The organism is Photorhabdus khanii NC19 (assembly GCF_000517265.1).
GTDB lineage: Bacteria > Pseudomonadota > Gammaproteobacteria > Enterobacterales > Enterobacteriaceae > Photorhabdus > Photorhabdus khanii.
In genome coordinates, this window is record NZ_AYSJ01000015.1 from 260,914 (window position 1) to 281,771 (window position 20,858).

At 38.5% G+C, this 20,858-nt stretch carries 13 protein-coding genes; 12 read left to right on the top strand and 1 reads right to left on the bottom strand.

Annotation, left to right across the window (positions count from 1 at the left end; translation table 11 throughout):
• Positions 1-7 precede the first annotated feature (7 nt).
• The 7 genes from PTE_RS19990 (at position 8) to PTE_RS20025 (ending at position 9,852) form a co-directional block, all read left to right on the top strand.
• A complete protein-coding gene (locus PTE_RS19990) occupies positions 8-1,087 on the top strand; it encodes a pyridoxal phosphate-dependent aminotransferase (RefSeq protein WP_036849830.1) in 1,080 nt (359 codons plus the stop codon).
• Positions 1,088-1,094: 7 nt separating this feature from the next.
• Positions 1,095-1,907, top strand: coding sequence for a hypothetical protein (locus PTE_RS22970; RefSeq protein ID WP_051477479.1), 813 nt, complete (start codon positions 1,095-1,097; stop codon positions 1,905-1,907).
• Positions 1,904-2,701 (top strand): TauD/TfdA family dioxygenase, encoded by a 798-nt coding sequence (locus tag PTE_RS20000; protein ID WP_036849832.1) that lies wholly within the window; start codon positions 1,904-1,906, stop codon positions 2,699-2,701. The genes PTE_RS22970 and PTE_RS20000 overlap by 4 nt, the downstream gene beginning before the upstream one ends.
• Positions 2,702-2,710: 9 nt before the next feature.
• Positions 2,711-3,838 carry a hypothetical protein gene (locus PTE_RS20005; RefSeq protein WP_036849834.1) on the top strand — a complete coding sequence of 376 codons (1,128 nt, stop codon included), beginning with the start codon at positions 2,711-2,713 and terminating at the stop codon, positions 3,836-3,838.
• Positions 3,831-4,448 carry an ATP-binding cassette domain-containing protein gene (locus PTE_RS20010; RefSeq protein WP_036849835.1) on the top strand — a complete coding sequence of 206 codons (618 nt, stop codon included), beginning with the start codon at positions 3,831-3,833 and terminating at the stop codon, positions 4,446-4,448. The genes PTE_RS20005 and PTE_RS20010 overlap by 8 nt, the downstream gene beginning before the upstream one ends.
• A gap of 536 nt (positions 4,449-4,984) precedes the next feature.
• The gene (locus PTE_RS20020; RefSeq protein WP_036849839.1) at positions 4,985-6,634 is read left to right on the top strand and encodes a condensation domain-containing protein; all 1,650 of its coding nucleotides are present in this window, start codon (positions 4,985-4,987) and stop codon (positions 6,632-6,634) included.
• 86 nt (positions 6,635-6,720) lie between these two features.
• Positions 6,721-9,852 carry an amino acid adenylation domain-containing protein gene (locus PTE_RS20025; RefSeq protein WP_036849841.1) on the top strand — a complete coding sequence of 1,044 codons (3,132 nt, stop codon included), beginning with the start codon at positions 6,721-6,723 and terminating at the stop codon, positions 9,850-9,852.
• Between the two features lie 62 nt (positions 9,853-9,914).
• On the opposite strand, the gene PTE_RS20030 is transcribed toward PTE_RS20025, so the two are convergent.
• Positions 9,915-11,255 (bottom strand): condensation domain-containing protein, encoded by a 1,341-nt coding sequence (locus PTE_RS20030; RefSeq protein WP_036849843.1) that lies wholly within the window; start codon positions 11,253-11,255, stop codon positions 9,915-9,917.
• Positions 11,256-11,625: 370 nt separating this feature from the next.
• On the opposite strand from PTE_RS20030, the gene fepB reads away from it, so the two are divergent.
• The 5 genes from fepB (at position 11,626) to PTE_RS20060 (ending at position 20,770) form a co-directional block, all read left to right on the top strand.
• Positions 11,626-12,666 carry a Fe2+-enterobactin ABC transporter substrate-binding protein gene (gene fepB, locus PTE_RS20040; protein ID WP_241826163.1) on the top strand — a complete coding sequence of 347 codons (1,041 nt, stop codon included), beginning with the start codon at positions 11,626-11,628 and terminating at the stop codon, positions 12,664-12,666.
• A 23-nt stretch (positions 12,667-12,689) separates the two neighbouring features.
• A complete protein-coding gene (locus PTE_RS20045) occupies positions 12,690-13,742 on the top strand; it encodes a FecCD family ABC transporter permease (RefSeq protein WP_081738281.1) in 1,053 nt (350 codons plus the stop codon).
• Positions 13,739-14,803, top strand: a complete 1,065-nt coding sequence (locus PTE_RS20050) for a FecCD family ABC transporter permease (protein ID WP_051477480.1) — start codon at positions 13,739-13,741, stop codon at positions 14,801-14,803. The genes PTE_RS20045 and PTE_RS20050 overlap by 4 nt, the downstream gene beginning before the upstream one ends.
• A gap of 610 nt (positions 14,804-15,413) precedes the next feature.
• Positions 15,414-17,528 (top strand): TonB-dependent receptor, encoded by a 2,115-nt coding sequence (locus PTE_RS20055; protein ID WP_036849847.1) that lies wholly within the window; start codon positions 15,414-15,416, stop codon positions 17,526-17,528.
• A 155-nt stretch (positions 17,529-17,683) separates the two neighbouring features.
• On the top strand, positions 17,684-20,770 hold the full coding sequence (locus PTE_RS20060; protein WP_036849848.1) for a condensation domain-containing protein: 3,087 nt from the start codon (positions 17,684-17,686) through the stop codon (positions 20,768-20,770).
• Positions 20,771-20,858 lie beyond the last annotated feature (88 nt).

The window sequence follows — 20,858 nt, forward strand, 5'->3', positions numbered from 1 at the left end:
AAATACTATGTGTATAAAAAGACGTTATTTTTATAGGGATGGGTTGTATAATGAAATTCCTGATTTTAGTATTACTCCAATCAATAATAACTTAAGTTTGATGGAGTTTCCTTATCAGATAAAATTGGACTCAAAAGTTTACTCTGATAATCTAAAAGAAATAAATATAAATCGTTATCCTAGCTTCGATGCTAATGTAATTAAAGGAAAATTATGTGAAATTAATGGTGTCAATTATGATGAAAATATTTTGCTTGGTAATGGTCTTTTGGAATTGGTTCAAACCATTTTGTTATCTTTTTCTACAAAAAAAACTAATCTATTAATCCCAGATCCTTCATTCTTTATGTTTACAAGATTGGCGAACATATGCCGAGTTGATGTACATAAAATTCCTCTAAATGATGATTTCAGCCTTAATGTGCAAGCATTTATCCATGCGTCCCAACAATATGAAAACTCACTAATTATTATTGATAATCCAAATAATCCGACCGGTGTGTTATTTGGGGCAGATGAAATAAAATGTATTGTTGAAAATTGTAAGTGTCCTGTTGTTATTGACGAGGCATATGTGGCTTATTCATCGCAAGGTTCAAATATATTAAATCTTATTCCTGAATATGATAACCTCATTGTTCTCCGTAGTTTTTCTAAAATTGGTTTTGCTGGGCTGCGTTTTGGATATCTGTTTTCTAATCCAAACCTTATCTCATATATTAATAAGTTTTCTTTGATGTATTCATTAAGTGATATAAAAATGAAATTAGTTCTGGATATTATAAATGAAGAAAAAATTGACACGAAAAATATATCAAATGTAAAGAAATATAGAGATGTTATGATAAATAAAATGTCAAAATTAAATGATATTGTTGTAAGTAAGAGTCAAGCTAACTTTATTTTCTTTTCAGGAGAGGCTGATAGTATTAAGTTGTTTAATGATAAAATGATTAGAAATGGAATAAAAGTCAGTGTTTTTCCATTGGGTTACTCAAAGATCACAGATGATAGTATAAGATTTTCCATTGGAAATAAATCTATAAATGGCATTGTTTTAAATATTATATTAGATAGCTTTAATTGAGGTTTGTATGTACTATATAATTGGGTACGAAAATATACTTGAGTTTATTAATAAAACTATCGGTTTACGTGGTACATCTTTTAATTATTACAATGAATTTTTCATAAAATACTCTGTTTTTGATAGAATACCTGATTCTGACATTCCTCTTATAACTTCATATGAAGGCGCTTTACCATATTGTTACGACCACCTACTTACATTAAAAGATAAATATACGAATAATTCGGAAAAGATTAATTCAATGATTGTAAATAATGTCTTCTATGAATGGCTCTATACATTGTCAAAATATGATAAAATCTATGAATTAATAAACAGAATTATTAAAATTGTTATTGTAAATAAGTTATCTTCATATACAAATGGCACGACACAAAAAACAATTGGTCTTGCTTCTATGGATTTTAAAGATGAATTTGATTATCAGGATTTTATTGAATTGGTTTTTCATCAATTGACCCATATGGTTTTGTTCATTGATGATATCGCCAATATACATATGAATGAAGATACTAAGGGAATTCATGTAGAGGTTGATGGGGTTAAGTCTGTTTTTGGTAATAACATGTTTCCCATATACTTACTTTTCCATAGTTATATTGTCGGTGTGGAGATTCTTTCATTTAGATCTCAATTGTTTGGATTAAACTCATCTGCAAAATATCATGGTTCTACAGATAGAATTGTGAGATTATGTAAAAAAATGTCATGTATTATTAAAGAAAATATAAATATGTTTTCAGGGCGTTCAAGAGAAATTTTTAAAGAATCTTTACATTTATTGAATGTATTTGAGCATTATAAGGAAACAAAATGATATACAATGACTATCCTTTATTTAGTAATGTTAAGAGAATTATTAATTCTGATGATTATAATTTTAGTGAATTATACGATAATAAAAAAATAAAATATATCTGTAAGGATAATATCGATCCTGGATTAAGTAAGGAAATTTATGGCAAAGTATTTTCAAATGGGGATATATATGTAATTGAATTTCATTATGATCAAAATATTTCTGATATATCATTATGGCTCGAAAGCATATTTGGGCCACTTCTTACTTATAAGAATAGAGGTCTTAAAGAATATGAAACGATAAAACCAGTTGATAACCCTAAATGGTTTTTTGAATCAAATTTATCTCAACCGGTACATACAGATGAAGGGCATGAAGAAAAACAGCCAAATATAGTTGCACTATATTGTCAAAATCCTTCTTATGAAGGTGGTGATAGTATATTAGTTGACTCAGATGCTGTTTATAACTTTATTTTTGAAAAATATGGAAAAAAATCTGATATACTATTCCATGATGAATGTCTTTCCCATTTTTCCAATAATAAATTTTTTCAAAAAAGGATATTTTTAAAAATATCAAACAATATTGGAATATCATTTTCACCATTACTCAATAAATTTAAATGTACCGAAGATGTTTACGCAATGCTTATGGATATTAGTGATTTTATACACCAAAAGGAAAATCAGTACCGATTGCGTTTAAGTAAAAATCAATGTATTGTGTTCAGCAATTATTTGTATTTGCATTCCAGGACAAAATTTCCTAAAGATTCACCAAGGACATTATTTAGATTTTGGTTTTAGAGGGGTAGTATGAATTTAATAATCGCTGATGCCTTGGAATATAAAGGTAGGGTAAAAAAATTTGCGTCTGGGAATAAAAATGTCATTATATTTCTTTTTTTCTTATTACTTCCGGCAAAGTTCAGTGGTCTCATTGAGGTCTTAATTACTTTATCTTATAATATTGTTCTTCCAGAAAGCCACATAAAATCATCTTATTTTTCTTCCATATCTTTAATAGTATATATGGTGTTTTACTTGATTAACATAAGGTTTTTTCCTTCTGCAAAGGAAAATTCAATCATCGTTTCTTTGGTAGGAAAAAAAACATTGTTTTTTTGTCGTGTCGTTTTTTTTATTTATAGTGCTTTTCCGATGATTATTTTCTTTTTTATGGGTTTTCTTTCCGAAAATGTTAATTTTTTACATTATTTTTCATCTGTGTTTTTTTTAATAGTTTCTTTTGCTGTAATTGGATTTTGCTTATTTGAGTTAAGTTTTTTACATTTTTTTATTGTTGCTGTGTTCTTTATTCTGGCGGCATCATTCAGGAACGGAATATTATATGATTTGATTTTTACATTAGTTATTCCATTAGTAGCATTGATATTATATTTGAATTTCACACCATGTTCTATAATTAATAGAAATAAAAAATTATTTTCATTAAGATTTTTTTCGTTGCCTTATATAATTAATCTTCGTTCTTTTTTTAATAAAAATAAAATATCTGTACTTATTATGGTGTTGTTTGTTCTGCTTTTATATCTATTATGTGAAAGTGCTTTTTCTCAAATACCAAACAAAGCTGGTTATATATTATTAATATATTCCAGTGTTGTTTTATATATATGTATGTTGTTGTTCTATAATCTTTCATATATTGAAGTAAATTATCTTTCATATTTGTCAAATTTTTTATCTGTGCATAAAATATTATTTTTTAATTATTGTGTTTCTTTGTTTTTTTATTTTATTTGTTTTTTTATTTTTTGCTTTCTTGTTATTAAATCTTTTTCTGTAATTATATTTTTATCTTATATTTTTCTTTCTATTATTGTTTCTTTTATTTCTCTGTTGAGAACGCAATACACGAAAATTATTATTGTTGGTGTCATTTTCTTTTTTGCATTTTTTTTAGGGGTTATTTATGCTTGAAGTTGTTGGGTTAGAAGTTGTTATTAATGGTAAGACTGTTTTTTCAGGAGCCAATTGTAATTTTTGTATTGGATTAAACCGTATTGCGGGAATTAATGGGGCGGGTAAAACGACTTTTCTTTCAAGTATTGCTGGCGTAAGTAAGGTTAAAAAAGGAATAGTTAACTTTATAAAAAAGGGAGAGAAGCACCGGTTTAGTTTGCAGCGACATGGCTTTTATATATCGGATAATGTTAACTTTTATAACTTTATTACGGGAATGGATGTGATAAATTTAAGTAAACGTTATAGGAAAAGTAATCTAAAACATCAATTAGATTACTATTTAAATGGTTTTGGCATATCTAATTATTCTGGCATTGAATATGGACAAATGTCACTTGGGGTAAAAAAGAAATTTTTATTGACATCAGCTTTTATTACCGATGCGGATGTTTATATTTTTGATGAGCCAACAAATGGCCTTGATTCAGATTCTATAACATTTTTAATTGAGTTGCTGATTTCTCTTGCAGAAGAGAAAGTTGTTATTTTTAGTTCTCATGATGACAGGTTTTTACAGGAATTGAACTTTATTACCTATGAAATAAAAGGTAATAAAATATTCTGAAAAAGAAAATAATTATAATTATTTTCTATATTAGTATTGATAACTATTTTGTATAACTTAATTTGACCTCGTAAATAATTCTGTATAACAGCACATTAAGCCAAAAATTAGCCATCAAGTAAAATTGCTGATGGGTGATCTGCACAGTAATGGCTTCTGGTCAAATGATCCATATTTGAAGGCTGTTTTTCAACCATTGGCTTATTCATGTATAGCATTTAATCAGGCTAGAGGAGCAGCTGTACAGGGTCCATTTATTTATTGCTGTAAATTGGACATTAATTTATTGGATATATTAATTTTTTTATCGATTTTAGGTGATGTGTTCTCGACTTTAATTCTGTTGAATAAGGTTCACCTGCTTATTAAGTGGTTTTATCTAATTAATAAGTATGGACATTTTCAATAAATCTTAATCATTAACATCGGGCTAATTCATATTCATGTTGCTTTATTTATCAAATAATAATAATTTTTATTATCATTTGTAATCGTATTCTTGTTGTAGCTGATGATCTAAACTTTATGGAAACTAAATGAGAGAGCTAACGACCATGCAGGCCGCTTATTGGGTTGGCCGGCAATATGAACAGACGTTGGGTGGTGTTACCGCACATTTGTATGCAGAGTTTGATGGTACTGGGCTTGATCTTGAGCGGTTGAAAACTGCTGTACAGTATCTCTTTGATCTCCATCCGATGTTGCGATTACGCGTTACACCGGATGGCATGCAAACCATAGAAAGTCTGTCTTCCAATGACAGATTGCACGTTGATGATATCAGCATATGTGATGAAAAAGGCATTGCTGATTTTCTGGAAAATAAACGGAAAAGCAAAACCCACCAGAAACTGGATCTTGAACATGGTCAATCTATCGACTTGAGTGTCACCCTTTTAACGAATGGAGATTTTCGTTTGCATATCGACCTGGACATGATTGCCGGTGATGCGCAAAGCTTTCGTATTCTCATGGAAGATTTGGCCCGATTTTATCACCAGCCTGACCATCAACCGAAAAATGGAGGAAGCACTTATTTTCACTATTTGGAGCGGATGCAGGCTGATAAGTCTTTATTAGCTTTACGTGAACGCGATAAAAAATGGTGGAGTGCGCGTATTGCGCAAATTCCACCAGCCCCTAAACTTCCTCATATTCATCGCCCTTTCCCAAAGGGAGAATACTTTAGTGATCGATTCGCGGTTCAACTGACGAAAGAAGAAAAGTTGTCGTTAAAGACAACCGCCAAAAAATATCAGATGACGCTGTCAACACTATTTTTGTCTCTTTTCGCGTGTACCGTGGGGATTTGTACGCAGTCTGATAAATTTAGATTAAATATGCCTACGTTCCAACGAGAAAGTTACCTCAGTGATGTGGACAAAATTGTTGGTGATTTTTCAGATTTATCTATCTTAAGTGTTGAATTACAGCGTCATGAGCCGGTGATTGCGTTATGCCATCGTTTTGCTGATCAAATCGCTTTACTCCTTTCTCACCGTGCCTATCCGGGCGTCAGTGTTATGCGGGATCTCTCCCGATACCACGGTAACATGCAAATCTCGCCTATCGTTTTTACCTCCGGTTTCGGTATCAGTGGCGATAATTTATTGTCCGAAAATGTAACCCGTGCTTTTGGTGAAATGGTCTTTGTTATTTCGCAAGGGCCACAGGTTGCCTTGGATGTTCAGGTTGCGCCGGCTTATGAAGGAATTCTGGTCAATTGGGATGTTCGTCTGGATATTTTCCCTGAACTGTATATCCGCAGAATGTTTGATATCTATCTCTCTTTGATTCGGATGATCATTCGTTCGCCTGAATTGATAAACCAGTCTTTGGACTATTTTTTCTCATCTCATTTTTCTGCTTCGCATCAAGATGTAGGTACTGAAAAGGTGACATCCTCTTGTGTTGAGCAAATGCTCATTATTTTGCTGTCCCGGCTGACGAATGAAGAAAATATCAATGCTCATACTTCTCTTTCTGCATTGGATATTGATGCTGATGTCGCAGAAGAATTAACGGGATTTATTAACAAATATATCCCACAGGCAGGACTGATGATTGAAGATATTAAGGCTCATCAAACATTAAATGCACTGGCGCAGACAATGACATTGAGATCGCGGGGAGCGGCTGAAAAGGCGGCTGAGGCACTAGTGAAAATCCTTAATCGACAGAAGTAATCTTTCTTTTTGAAAGAGGTTAAATGTTTAGCTTGTTAATTAATTAGATTCTGCGCTTTCTCACAATCGAAAATTGAGGAAATATCATGGATACCGCACTAACACCATTACAACGCGCGTACCTGCTAGGACGAAGTGAACTATTACCACTGGGTGGTGTTGCCATGCATGATTTCAGGGAATTCAGAGGTCATATCGAGTTTTCTGTTATTAGGACCCGGCTCACCAAATTAGTACAGCAATATGATGCGTTACGTACCCATATAGATGAAAGTTCATTGGTTCAACATGTCTCCGATGCCATTATCCTGAATCTTGATGAAATTGATTTCACTGCTATCCCGCGTTCAGCGGCTTATCAAAAGATAGATGAGATGAGGCAGGCGTATTCTCATAAAATCCACGATCTTTCTCGCTCTCCCTGGCATATTTGGGTCATTAAATTGGCAAAGCCAGAAGATGAGGATAATGACTTTTTTACGACCGTGGTGTTCGTGAGCTTTGATGCACTGATTTTGGATGGCAGCGCTATCTCTTTCATCTTGTTTAAATTGTTTGAGGAAGATGAGAATGAGTGGAAAAGATCCAGGCCAACGGGAAATATCGCTCATTTGCTTCAACCGCCTTCTGACTCGAAAAAGCAAAGTGATACTGAATATTGGTCAGAAAAGCTGAAAGAATATTCCGGCCCACCGACGTTACCTTGGAAGAGACCGCCAGAATCGATTAAATCCTCTCGCTACAGAAGGGAGAAGGTCACCGTTCCCAGCGCGACGTTGAATCATTTGTCTAAAATCGCTTCATCTTATGGTCTGTTTCAAAATACGATTTTGTCTACTATTATCCTGGAAATAATGTCATTTTGGACACAAGATAGTCGGTTATGTCTCGGTGTTCCCGTTGCTATTCCCACCCAGAAAATGCAGTTCAGTAATGAATCTTCATTTGTCGCTGTTTGTTTTAAAAGAGACCAGGTGCCATTTTTAGAAAGAGCGACAGCTTTTCAAAATGATATTTTTGCCTCTCTGGAACATCTGGATTTTTCCGGCGTTGATATTAACAGGCTGATATTCAATCAACATCAGACAGGTTTAGCGCTACCTGTTGTGTTAACGAATGGTTTGTCATGGAAAACATTGTCTGCATCTGGTGATGTCTCTTTTTATGATGGATTAACGCAGACACCGCAAGTTGCGATGGATATTCGTTTGTCCCTGGACCAGAATAAAAATTTGGTGTTATCCATTGATTATGCAGAAAAAGCGCTGGAAAAAAATATCGTGCAGGATATTTTACAAACCATCACTCAGGCAATAACGTTGATCTGCCGTCAGGAAAAACTCGCTGTGGATTTTTCTGAGGTGATTGATTATCACCATTACAAAGATAATGGTAATGACAGTGATTTTATCTGTTCAAATTTCCTGTCTCGTATTGCGGATAACCTATTGACGGGAAAATTAAAAAAAACCGCTATTATCTGTGGGGAGCAGCAGATTACCTATTCTGAATTGGGGGAACGTGTTCAAAAGATAGTGAATAACCTGAATCGCTGTGGAATGCGTAAAGGCAGTGTGGTCGCGATTTGTTTGCCTCGTAGTCCTGAACATGTGATGGTAACAATGGCGTGTGCGCTTTTGGGGATTATTTGGGTGCCTATTGATGTAAATTCTCCCTCTGAACGTCTGGATTATCTGCTAACGAATTGCCATTCTGATCTCATTGTGAGTACTGGACAGTTTAATAGTGATAAAGCTGTCACATTGGAGACGCTGCTCACATCGGTTTCTGACAACGTTTTACTTCCCTTAGAGACTTTATCATCACTGAGTCATAGCATTGAGCCCGCTTATTATCTGTATACCTCGGGAACAACGGGTAAGCCCAAATGTGTGGTGCTCAATAACAAGGCAACATCTAATGTTATCGGGCAAACGCTGAATAAATGGGAGGTTAAACAGGATGATGTGTTTATTTCCGTTACGCCATTACATCATGATATGTCTGTTTCCGACCTCTTTGCATCACTGACTGTTGGCGCAACGCTGGTTATCCCTGAACCCCATGCAGAGAAAGATGCTATCCATTGGAATCGGCTGGTTTCGAAGCACAAAGTTTCTATTTGGTGTTCAGTGCCTGCGATTTTAGAAATGTTAATTGCGTGCCAAAAAGGGGATTCTCTCTCTTCCCTCAGACTGATAGCGCAAGGCGGTGATTATATTAAACCTGCTCTCATCAAGGAAATTAGAGCGACGTATCCTGATATCCGATTGCTTTCTTTGGGAGGGCCGACTGAAACGACGATTTGGAGTATATGGCATGAAATTACGTCAGAGGATGTCAGCCTTATTCCTTATGGTAAACCCCTGCCTGCGACTCAATATTTTATCTGTAATGATATCAATGAACATTGCCCGGCGTTTGTGACTGGCCGGATTTATACTACGGGAGTCAATCTTGCCTTAGGCTATCTGGAAGATGGTCTTGTTGTGCAAAAAGATTTTGTCACTATCACCTCGCCTACAGGTGAACAATTAAGAGCATTCAGAACAGGGGATCAGGGCTATTACCGAAAAGATGGCACCATCATTTTTGCCAGCAGAGTAAATGGTTATGTCAAAATTCGGGGAATTAGGGTGTCTCTGCCTGATATTGAAAGTGAGTTATGTAAACATCCACAAATTAATCATATTGTCGTCGTTGATTATCCAAATGAGCAGAATGGCGATGCAACATTAGGCGCTATGTATACGACGCTAAATGGTCAGGAAATTCTCGCCTCAGAATGGCGGGATTTTTCTCACGGGCTTTTACCCGTTTCTCATATACCAACGCGTTTTGCTCATATTCAGGCGTTTCCTTTGTCTGCAAACGGTAAAACAGATCGACACCAAATCAGGGCGTTCTTTACGCAACCGAAGCCGGATAATTTGACTGATAAGCAGTCTGTTATATCGGAGAACCAAAGCGTTAATAACAGCGCAGAGGATGAACATTACCAACTGATCCTCGGCATTTATTTGCATGCCATTGGTGCGCAGCCGTTAACTGGTTTGAATGAAGATTCTGAATTTTTAGCGCTGGGATTAAGGCCTTCGCATCTCAAAGAAATCGCTCGGCGTCTCACTGAAAAATTTGGTGTTATTCTGACGCCTCAGCTGTTAGTTAAATGCAGAAATGCCCGGCAGGTTTCTTCTTTGCTTTCACAAAGTATTTAACCTGTTTTTCTAAAGAACCGGAGTCTGACCCCGGTTCTTTATATATTAAGTTATTTTTTATTCTATGAGTAAAGCGCTTTTACAGGCAGGAAAAGCGAGTTTCCTGTGAGCACTTTTTGTAGAAAATCAGTCAGATTTTTCTGATGGTTTTCAACCTCTTCTTTACCAAACATTGCTGAATCAGCATCAAGATCAACAATTAATTCTCCAGCATCTACTTTCCCGCGATAGATAATGTTAAAGCTAAAGCAATCATAGAGCCCGCTGGTGAGTATATGGCGTTTAACCTGGCAATCGAAAAAATTGGGAGAGTCAAAAGGTAACACGTTAATGAGTGGCGAAAATAAATAACGGGTATCTTGAGGTAATTGATGATCTAAAAAGATCTGTTCTATACGATATCTGGCATGAGTCCGTTGAGTATGAAGCGCGTTGATTGTTTTTTTCAAAAAGGTTTCTAATGTCTCATCCGGATTGGTGTTTATCAATAAGGGAAGGATATTCGTCATTAATGCCGGTGTATTGGTTCTGAAACGGGTTCGGCGATTCATATAGGGGAGCCATAACGGCATTGAATATTCACCATTTTGTGTCTGTGTAGCGAAATAGTGAAGCAGGTAGATGCTTGAAAGCACCACTAACAGATCAGGCCAGGCGATACCTGTATCAGCCGATAAATGTGTTAAGCCTGTGACAATATCCCCGGAGAGCGCACAACTGGTGTAATGGTGTTTGGTGCTATAGTCGGCACGGGCGATATCCACAGTTGGAAAGCGCGCGGATGAAAGATAATTTTGCCAGTATAAGCGATCCTTTTTATATTGTTCGCTGTTACCGTACTCTTGTTCTTCAGTCAGGTAGCTGCTGAGTGAGTGAAAAGAAGCATCGGCACTGGCTTTACCAAGATAGTACGAATAGAAATGCGCACAACGATGTTCAATGAGCGCTATACCAAATCCATCAAGGAGAATATGATGAGCCCGGTTGTACCAGAGATAATGAGATTCGCTTAATTTAAATAGCCACTGAGCGGATAGCAGTTGCGTTAATAAATTCAGCGGAGATTCCACATCGGCTCGCATAAGTTGCAACGCTGTGTTGAAGGGATCGGGCTGTGTCTGTAAATCAATGAATTTTAACTGTGGTGTAGCGGCTTGATTCGGTTGTTGTAAAGGAAGCCGTTCTTCTTCAAGGCGTTTAAAACGGACAGAGAGCACATCTGTTTCACTAATCACCATCGTTATTGCTTTGCAAAGTGCCTCTTGATCGACATTACCCTGAATATCAAGATAGTGAGCGACAGTCGAAACAACTTTTTCGGAATGCAGGCTGAACTCGTGCCAGTAATATTGTTGTGCCTGCGTCAATGGCATCCAGCTAGAAGTTTGAGTGATGTTTAACATTGGGTAAACCTTATGGATTCATCATAGAAAAATAGAATAAAAAGTAAAAAGTAGATAAAATTTTCTTCTATGTTTGTGATAGGTGTTCACGCAATGTTGAGTCACAATATTCCCGTCTGAACAAGCCAACACATAATTGCCCATTTATTCCCATGACATTCATTCTCCTGTTTGATCACCATTTTTCGTTGATTGTTTCTGGCTGAAATCTGAATTGGTTTTATATCTGAGAAAATGAAACATTTGTTGTGCGATACAACAAGAATGTGACGTATTTCGTGATCAACGTTATTGTATATGATAATCATTATTAATCTCATTGTCGGATATTAGACAAAATGATACATTACGTCCACTTTGGATTATCTGAATGGGTATGCGAGGTTTCTGCATCGCAGATCCACAATCACTGTCTGAGAATGCCAGAATGAAATCGATGTTAACCCTTGTATATGGCTTGGTAATTACTTTGGTCACTCTATCTGGGGGGACTGTTTATGCTGCAAACACGAAAAATGCAGCTCAGACAGAAAGCCTTTCCTGGCCAAGAGATTTTAAAAATACTGATGGCACTATCACCACTATTCCGACGAAACCCCAGCGTATTTTATCGACCACTGTTTCGATAACCGGAATACTGTTATCAATTGACGCGCCTGTGGTTGCGAGTGCAACGGCCACGAATGGGAAATTTTTCGCTCAATGGGACAACGTTGCTCAAGAGCGGAAAATTGAAAAGCTCTGGCCAGCCGGCAATATCGATCTGGAAATGGCTTATGTTGTCGCGCCCGATCTAATCGTGGTTTCTGTGAGCGGCGCTGATTCCGCATATGCTCAGGTAGAACAACTTAAACAAATCGCGCCCACGATTATCTTAGATTATGGTAAACAGACATGGCAGGATTTGGCGACTGAATTAGGCAAGGCGACAGGGCTTGAAGATAAAGTTGCGGCCAGAATTACTGGTTTTAATAATTATCTTGCTGAATGCCGGGCAAAAATTGCCATCCCTGAAGGTAAGGTTAATATTATCAGCTATGCGGGGCCAGGAACCATTAACCCCATATCAACGAGCATAAGCCCACATGCTTTGCTGCTTTCACAGCTTGGGTTTACTATCGAGTCGGCAGATCCTGCCTGGCATAATAATGCAAATAAAACCGGGGACTTTGTTTGGGCACAATATGAAAATATTACGCAGTTAACTGCGCCCACAACATTTCTTTTAAGTGCAGGAGAGCACAGAGCGGCTGAATTCTTAAAGGATCCTGTACTCGCTAATTTGGCTTCGGTCAAAACAGGACAAGTTTATGGTCTTGGTGTGAATTCGTTTCGAATTGACTATTACAGTGCAAAAGAAATTGCCGATAGCATTGTTAAACGGTTTGGCATTAAGCAGAAAGCGAAATAACTTAGCAATTGTTTGAGTTGGATATGAAAAAATTGATTTTTTCAGTTGCTAATTCTGTTGCGCAATCCGATAACCGGCAATTCAAATTTCAGCGAAAAGGGTTGCTGATTTGCGGGTTATTACTTGTGGCATTTTCAGTTTTTAGTCTTTTTGTCGGGACCCGCCCTGTCACGATTAAAGTCACTTGGGAGGCATTCACCGCTTTTAACCCTGCCAATAGTGAACATTTATTGGTTCGTTATCTGAGAGTGCCTCGTACTTTGCTGGCGATTATCGTTGGTTGTTCATTGGGTGTCGCGGGTGCCATTATGCAGGCGCTTACCCGTAATCCACTGGCTGATCCGGGTATTCTGGGGGTCAATGCTGGGGCAGCGGTTTCCATTGTCTCGGCAATTGCTTTTTTGGGCATTTCCGATGTTATTGGCTATATGTGGTTTGGTCTGGCAGGGGCGACAATTGCAGGTTGTGGCGTGTATCTGCTCGGGGGGATCCGGCATGGGTTGAACCCGGTAAGAATGGTATTGGCGGGCGCTGCACTGTCCGTTGTATTACTTGCTGTCACCCAGATTATCACCATAAACAGCGAAGATGAGGTATTTAATCAATTCCGGCACTGGGTGGTGGGCTCACTTCAAGGGCGAGGTTATGAGGTGCTTTTCCCTATCTCCATACTGACGGCTTCCGGAGTGATAATTGCTTTAATGCTGACAAAGTCTCTTGATACGGTAGCGCTTGGTCATGATCTGGGAAAATCGCTGGGTGTTAACCAAACCAAAGTCTGGATTCTGTCTGCACTGGCCATCATTATGTTATCTGGCGGTGCCACGGCAGCGGCGGGGCCCATTAGTTTCATCGGCCTGACCGCCCCTCATTTTGCCCGTTTAATTGCAGGGCCTGATTATCGTTGGGTACTTCCTTATTCTATGCTGATATCTGGCGTTATGGTGGTAGCTGCTGATAGTCTGGGGCGAGTCGTAGGATATCCTGGGGAAATTAGTGTTGGCATTATGGTGGCGCTAATCGGAGGGCCGTTCTTTGTTTTCCTGGTCAGAAAATGGAAAATTGTCCAACTATGAGCAAACGGAATTATGGCGAGACTGAGGTTAATATTTCCGGTAAGGTCTGGCGACAAGGAAAAGTGTCTCTTGTTTTCGTTCCCAGAAATCTTATGGTGATTTGTGCCATGTTGCTGTTGATTATGGTATTAGCGCTTTTTTCCATGACTATCGGCAAATTCAATATCACAATCGAACAAATTATCACTATTTTTTGGGGGCCGGGTTCCGGTTCTGTCAGCGAAAAAATCATCATGGATATTCGTTTGCCCCGCGTGTTAACCGCAATTTTTGTTGGTGCGGCACTGGGGGTATCTGGTGCGGTTTTTCAGTCTATTTCCCGAAATGCGTTAGGTTCTCCGGATGTGATTGGTTTTACAGTCGGTGCAGCGACGGGGGCGATTATACAGATAGTTTTATTTGATAATAATGCAGTGCAAATAGCGATTGCTGCTGTTGCCGGAGGAACCCTGACTGCGGCGGTAGTGTATCTGTTATCTTTAAAATCCGGCGCAATAGGGGGGTATCGCCTTATCCTGACGGGGATTGGTGTGGGTTCAGTGCTAAGTGCCCTGAATGGCTTATTACTGGTAAAAGGAAATCTGGATAATGCCGTGATGGCAAATTTGTGGCTTGCCGGATCACTTAATGCCCGAACATGGGTACATGTTTTTCCTGTTTTAACCGGGGTTGTATTGCTGGTGCCTTTGGTTCTTTTTATGGCAAGGAAACTGAGCATTATCGAGATGGGGGATGATATTGCCTGTCAGCTCGGTATCAGAGTGGAACGCGTTCGTCTTATTATGATTTTCTGCGCTGTGGTTTTAGCGGCTCTTGCCACTGGCGCCGCAGGGCCGATTGCTTTTGTTGCTTTGGCCGCCCCTCAGCTTGTGGTTCGCCTGACCTGTTCGAGAAATATGCCGGTTATCAGTGCCGCGCTAATGGGTGCTTGTCTTTTGCTGTCAGCTGATCTGCTTACGCAGCTTTTACCTTTACGAGCGGCAGTCCCTATTGGGCTTATGACGGGGCTCGTTGGCGGAATTTATCTGATTTGGTTGTTGACCCGTTCCCGGCAAATTTAGCAAGAATTGTCGTAAGTTTTCTCTTAATGTGGGAGGCGATATCAGGAGGAATAGTCATTCAGGTAATGAATATAATAATATATTTTTTGGGATCTTTATCTGTCTCAATTGATGGAATATTTTCGTTATTTATATTCTTAACTTAGCTTGTGAATGATTTCTTTATTTTTCTGGTTTGTTTTTTAAGTCTCAAATTAATTCTATAAAATATAGGGATATACTCTTAGTCAATTTCTTTCTGGCTAAATAACTTCCTAAAACCACATATTTTACCGAGTTATCTTTTATTTTTTTATTTCTTTAAAATAACAAGTTGTTTTATATGGAAAATTTATTTTTCTGTTGCATTGATCACAGTTAATGATAATGATTTTTATTTACATACAATAATACACCTTGTTATGATAATTATTACTATTTAAGAAATATTACAACAAAGCAACACCGAAGAGTAATAATAACATAAAGAAACTACTCTGCATGAAATTAGCATGGGTTGAATCGCACCATGTTTTTTCCAGACTGGGATCCACCGGTCAGCAATGTCACGATTTAACTCATTTAATTTATTAAAACGATTTCGTGTAAGCTGGCTAAAGGAGAAAAATGAATGAATAGGTTGCACTCAACTCTGCAACATGATGTATCAGAAAAAGAACATACTGAAAAATCGAATTTTGTAGGTATTTTTGGAGCTTTATTTTTTGGTGCCATTGCTCTGACAGGAACTGATGCTATTGCGGCAGAGGAAAAGAACCCGCAAAGCGCCCAAAAAGGAAATACCAAGGCATCATCATCAGAAGAAGATGTGTTAGTGGTGACAGGAGAGAAAGTCAATCGCTCTATTTACGATAGTGGTTCAAGTGTCGAGGTTTATAATCTTCGCAAAATGAAATCTATTCCTAATCCTGATGTTAACATGTTGCTGCAAATGACGCCGAACGTTGTTGATAATGGTATTAGTAATGCTCTTCCCGCTGTTCGCGGTGTTGATGGTTCAGGCCCTTCACAAGGGGGAATGGCTTTCATTAGTGGGACGCGTCCCAGAATCAACGTCTCTATTGATGGGCGCTCGTTTACCTATAATGAATTAGCTTTCGGCACGCAATCTTTATGGGATATCGAGAGTGTCGAGGTATTTCGTGATCCACAAAGTTATATTCAGGGAAGGAACGCGATTGCAGGCGCTGTGATTATTAAATCACTCGATCCTACCTTTTATTGGGAGAGCGCAATCAAAAGTGGGTTCGCTAATCAGGGCTATCAACAAGTCGCTGCGATGGCTTCCGGTCCTTTGATTGACGAGCAATTGGCCTTCCGTCTTAGTGTCGATCGTCAAAATCGTGATAGCTTTGCTAACCTGGTTTCCTATGATCCTGTTGGCGATCCGCACAAAATTGAATCAACAACGGTCCGTGCGAAGCTGCTGTTTGAACCACTGTCCATTCCTGAGTTATCCACCAAATTAACGGTTAACCATCTTGATAGTCGTGCTCCGCAGAACGAAGCATACAATCCAAGGGATACGCTTAATTTAAGGCATGAACTGTTCAGGCCAGTTGTAGAACGAAAAACGACCAGTGGGATCTGGGATATTTCATGGGCTTTGTCAGATACCATTAGTCTGGAAAATAAATTAATTTATACCGATCTTGCTTATCACAGATTAACCTCGTCTAAAATTCCAAAAGCTGATACTGATGGCAAAGAGTTAGAAGTTGAACCTATTATCCGTTTTCAAGGGTTTGATAATAAGCTGAATGGTTTGGTGGGTGTGCGTTATTTCCATGGTAAACAGGATGAGACTATCAATCTTTTCGGGGGCAGCAAGTTTGATGATAAAACGGAAACAGCCTCTGCTTATACTGTCTTGACCTACACGGTTGTTCCTGAAATTGATGTGACTTTATCAAGCCGCTTTGAACGTGAACACAGAACACGTAAAGGGGGAAGCGAAAGTGTAGCCATTGATTTTGATAAAACCTATAACGCTTTTCTGCCTAAAATTGATGTAGCCTGGAAACCGCAGAAAGATCAAACCGTCGGGATAGCGGTTGGTAGAGGTTATAACGCAGGGGGGGCGGGAGTGACCTTTGGCAAGCCTGTCATTAGTTATACCTATGACCCTGAATATGTCTGGAACTACAGCCTTTATACACGTAACAGCTTGCTGGATGGTAAACTGGAACTCACTTCTAATCTTTTCTACAACGATTATAAGGATATGCAGTTGCCTTATTATCTGTCACTCGATTCAACCATGATCCGTAATGCTAATAAGGTTGAAACGTATGGTGCAGAAGTCGGCGCCCGTTGGTTACCGGTCGAAAAACTTGAGTTAAATGCTAATATTGGCTTGCTGAAAACGAAGATTAAAAGCTTCGCGGAGAGTGGTGTTCAGGGTAATGAATTACCTCGGGCGCCGGGATATACCGCAAACCTCTTGGCTAAGTATTTACTGACCGAGGATATTGATGTTAGCGGCAATGTTATGTTCTCAGATACTTATTACTCTCAGTATGACAATTCTGCCCGCGGAAAAATCCCAGCATATTGGATAGCTAACCTTCAACTTGGTTATAACTTCAAGTGGGGACGCGCCACATTATTTGCTCAGAATCTGTTTGACTCTGATAAACGTTTATTAGTTCCGGATAATAACGTTAATTCGATAATTTATCAGCGTCCGAGAATGATTGGTGCGACGTTTGAACTGAAGTTCTAAGGCGATTAATTAAGTAACCGGACAGTGGCGTGAAACTTATTCTACCCGACAAAAAATGGAGGGTTGTTGTATGAGTGGGATCACATCCTCTGTCCGGAAAATGGCAAAAGATTAATATGTAGATGTAGCCCTGCGTTGACTGGAGAAGTGGGAATATGGCAAGAGAGTTTAAGCGGATACTGACAGATGATGAAGCATTGCTTTTGGATGAAGTATTCAATGCCCATGCTGATGGTCATTCATCTTCGGAAGCCCAAGAAACTGAAAAGGACTTAACTGAATTTGAAGAGATGATGTGGCTTCATCATCAACAGGATCCTAACGCTTCCGGTCAGTTTGCCTGTGCCTGGTCACTGACAGGAAATATCAACATAGGCCGGCTCATCAGAGCATTAGAGCTTCTGACTAAAGAGATAGTTGGAATTAATGTTAGGTATCGTTTTGATGATGAAGGCGATTTGCGTAAATATTGCGATCCAACCGCGGATTCTCCTATCGAAATTTATCAGATTCAGTCTGATGAAGAAGCGATAAATAGGTTACTTACGGATCAGTGCAAACCTATCGAGCTTGATGAACATCCACCCGTCAAATTCATGTTGTTTATGAATGGCAAGCGTGGGGTTATTTTGGGTGTGATTGTGCATCATATTCTGAGAGATAGCGTGTCATGGCCGCAAATGTTTACCCTGCTTTCCGATGCCTATAATAATGGCTTGAAGACTATCGGGTTTGGAAGAGAAGATTTATTTAGAAAGGCAATCTCGGCTAAATGGTTATCCAGTGAATCTGGAAAGATTGGCATTCCCTGGCTCTATAAATCCGATACCACCAGGAGCGTGCTAATTAAAGAGATGGGTAAAATCAGTTACCTCGATGATTCTCTTCATCATCGCCTTGCGGGCAGATATCGTACTACGATCAATATTGATGTACTTGCTCCATTTTTACCTGCGGAGAAAACAGCATATTCAGCATTGGCAACAGTAGCAGCATTATTTGGTTGCTATATTGCAATGATAGGTTCTCATTTAGACGTGAATATCAGTGTATCGTGCGACCCAGAATATACACATGATGAACTCAACAGCCCATTTTTCTACTCAGAATTAATGTCGTTGCGTGTGTGCCAAGATGACAGAAGCCTGGATAAAATAATTGCCGATATTGAAAGGCAGATAGAAAGTGGCAATCTACAAATGGGTAATGAGGTAGAGTACGGGCATGACAGCCCACATATCCTTGTGACTTGGCTTAATCAATCCCAATCATCACTCAGGTTGAATGATGCAATGGTTGAGTTATTACCTATTCCACCGTTGAACGCGCATTTTGATATTTCGCTGGCTGCCGGAAATGTCAATGAGGGGCAATGGTTTTTTGAATTAATCACAGGCTCGTCAATATCCCCACATATTGGCGCATTTCTGTTAGAGGGTTTTGGCACATTTATTCATGAACAAAATGTCACTATTGCGCCAAAACTTACGTCTGTTTTTCTGCTTCCACCGAAGAAAAAACATCAAGATATCAGTGATACAGCATTTATTATCGCCAAACAGCAAAAAGAACATGAAGCAACTGACAAAAGCGATAGCCATCGTAAAATAGCCAATATTATCCTGAATGAATTCAGACAAGCGCTTTCTTCACCGGAAATGACAGCCAGTGATGACTTTTTCGATCTTGGCGGGCATTCACTCATTGCCACCCGCGTGATAGGCAGATTACTGAGCTTACATAATATAGAAATCCATATTAACCATCTCTTTAGTTATCCGACGGCGTTGAAACTTGCCGAATATGCGCAATGTCATGATCCTATTGATGAAAATAAAGATGAATTGAGCGAAGAACAATCTAAAGAAGATATTTCGGCTGTCGCACCTTTATCCCTTGCGCAAAAATCTCTATGGAAAGCGTATGCGGCATTTGATTTCAACGATATCTTCAACTTACCTTTTATTTTAAAATTTTCTGCAATTATTAATGAGCAGGTACTTGAGCAAGCTTTTTTTGATGTACTGCAAAGACATTCTGTATTACGTAGCCTATTTTATCAGGAAGAGGGCGAAGTCTATCAACGTGTCGTTCCAATGAAGGATTTATCGGATTATCAGTGGTTTTGGGGTTCATATGAATATGGTTCCCTTTCCTCAGAAGAAATATTAAAAAAAGAGGGGAAATATCAGTTTGATCTATCTGAAGAACTGCCTTTGCGCATTAAATTTGTCACTGATAACGCCTCAGGGCAGCAGTTTTTATCCCTGTTATTTCATCATGTGGCACTTGATGAGTGGTCTGTTACTTTGCTGATGGAAGAGCTGAAACATGCCTATAAATACAGATTGATAAATGAGACGCCAACATGGCAAGAGCAACCCTTACCCTTCCTTCAATATGCAATCAGGCAAAATAATGAGGGAATGAATCAGTCTCATCTTGATTATTGGGTTAATAATTTACGGGGCGCGCCAAGCGGAGAGCCTATTTTTAAAAATGCGGCCAGCGAGTTATCTGGGCAGGCGAATTCCTGTGAAGGCATTGAGTTTGAGATTGAAAAAGTGGTGGCTCAAGGCTTGCAGTCACTTGCCAGAAAAAATGGCGCTTCATTCTTTAATATTCTTTACGCCAGTATTGTTGCGTCGCTCAATTTACTGGGGGCAACCGATGATCTTATTGTGGGAACATCAGCTTCCGGGCGTGATGATGCGAGCTTCTTTGACACTGTCGGTTATTTCACCACGGTTGTGATACACAGGGTTCGCTTTACTGAACAGATGACATTTACTGATCTGATCACTCAGGTTAAGAACAACATCAATGACTCGTTGCCTTATACCGATATCCCCGTTGATCTGATTGAAGAAGCCTTATCAGGCCACACAGATCAAGGAAAAGATCATTTATTCGAGGTATATATTCAGTTACATGCAAAAAATAGTTTGAGCGGTGAGTTCCATATGCTGGATGGAAGCCATATTGCATTTCAGCAGATTGTTTTAGAAAAGCAGGAATCGCTACTGGGGCTTCACTTTGAAATTATGGAAGAGATGATTGCAGGTGAAGAAATGGTACGCGTTTTATTTAATTATCGTTCAGATCGTTATAGTGCGGCTCAAATCTCTCAAATATCAGAGGCTATCAATGGCATTTTGGCGCTGTTTGCAAAAACACAGGATAGCAATATACCGCTTAAGGCGATCTTGCCAAGATTATCCGAGTGCATGGATACCCTTTGAATATCAGGGTTTCTATGCAACATTGAATAATCCTCTTGCAGTCTGCATTGATATGAATATTGATGCAGACTGATTGATAACGTTTTTG

What these genes read in the sequence shown, in the direction of transcription:
- fepB (WP_241826163.1), top strand. Translation starts at nt 11,626, where the DNA reads ATGGGTATGCGAGGTTTCTGCATCGCAGATCCACAATCACTGTCTGAG.
- PTE_RS20025 (WP_036849841.1), top strand. Translation starts at nt 6,721, where the DNA reads ATGGATACCGCACTAACACCATTACAACGCGCGTACCTGCTAGGACGA.
- PTE_RS20010 (WP_036849835.1), top strand. Translation starts at nt 3,831, where the DNA reads ATGCTTGAAGTTGTTGGGTTAGAAGTTGTTATTAATGGTAAGACTGTT.
- PTE_RS19990 (WP_036849830.1), top strand. Translation starts at nt 8, where the DNA reads ATGTGTATAAAAAGACGTTATTTTTATAGGGATGGGTTGTATAATGAA.
- PTE_RS20000 (WP_036849832.1), top strand. Translation starts at nt 1,904, where the DNA reads ATGATATACAATGACTATCCTTTATTTAGTAATGTTAAGAGAATTATT.
- PTE_RS20050 (WP_051477480.1), top strand. Translation starts at nt 13,739, where the DNA reads ATGAGCAAACGGAATTATGGCGAGACTGAGGTTAATATTTCCGGTAAG.
- PTE_RS20045 (WP_081738281.1), top strand. Translation starts at nt 12,690, where the DNA reads ATGAAAAAATTGATTTTTTCAGTTGCTAATTCTGTTGCGCAATCCGAT.
- PTE_RS20055 (WP_036849847.1), top strand. Translation starts at nt 15,414, where the DNA reads ATGAATAGGTTGCACTCAACTCTGCAACATGATGTATCAGAAAAAGAA.
- PTE_RS20030 (WP_036849843.1), bottom strand. Translation starts at nt 11,255, where the DNA reads ATGTTAAACATCACTCAAACTTCTAGCTGGATGCCATTGACGCAGGCA.
- PTE_RS22970 (WP_051477479.1), top strand. Translation starts at nt 1,095, where the DNA reads ATGTACTATATAATTGGGTACGAAAATATACTTGAGTTTATTAATAAA.
- PTE_RS20005 (WP_036849834.1), top strand. Translation starts at nt 2,711, where the DNA reads ATGAATTTAATAATCGCTGATGCCTTGGAATATAAAGGTAGGGTAAAA.
- PTE_RS20020 (WP_036849839.1), top strand. Translation starts at nt 4,985, where the DNA reads ATGAGAGAGCTAACGACCATGCAGGCCGCTTATTGGGTTGGCCGGCAA.
- PTE_RS20060 (WP_036849848.1), top strand. Translation starts at nt 17,684, where the DNA reads ATGGCAAGAGAGTTTAAGCGGATACTGACAGATGATGAAGCATTGCTT.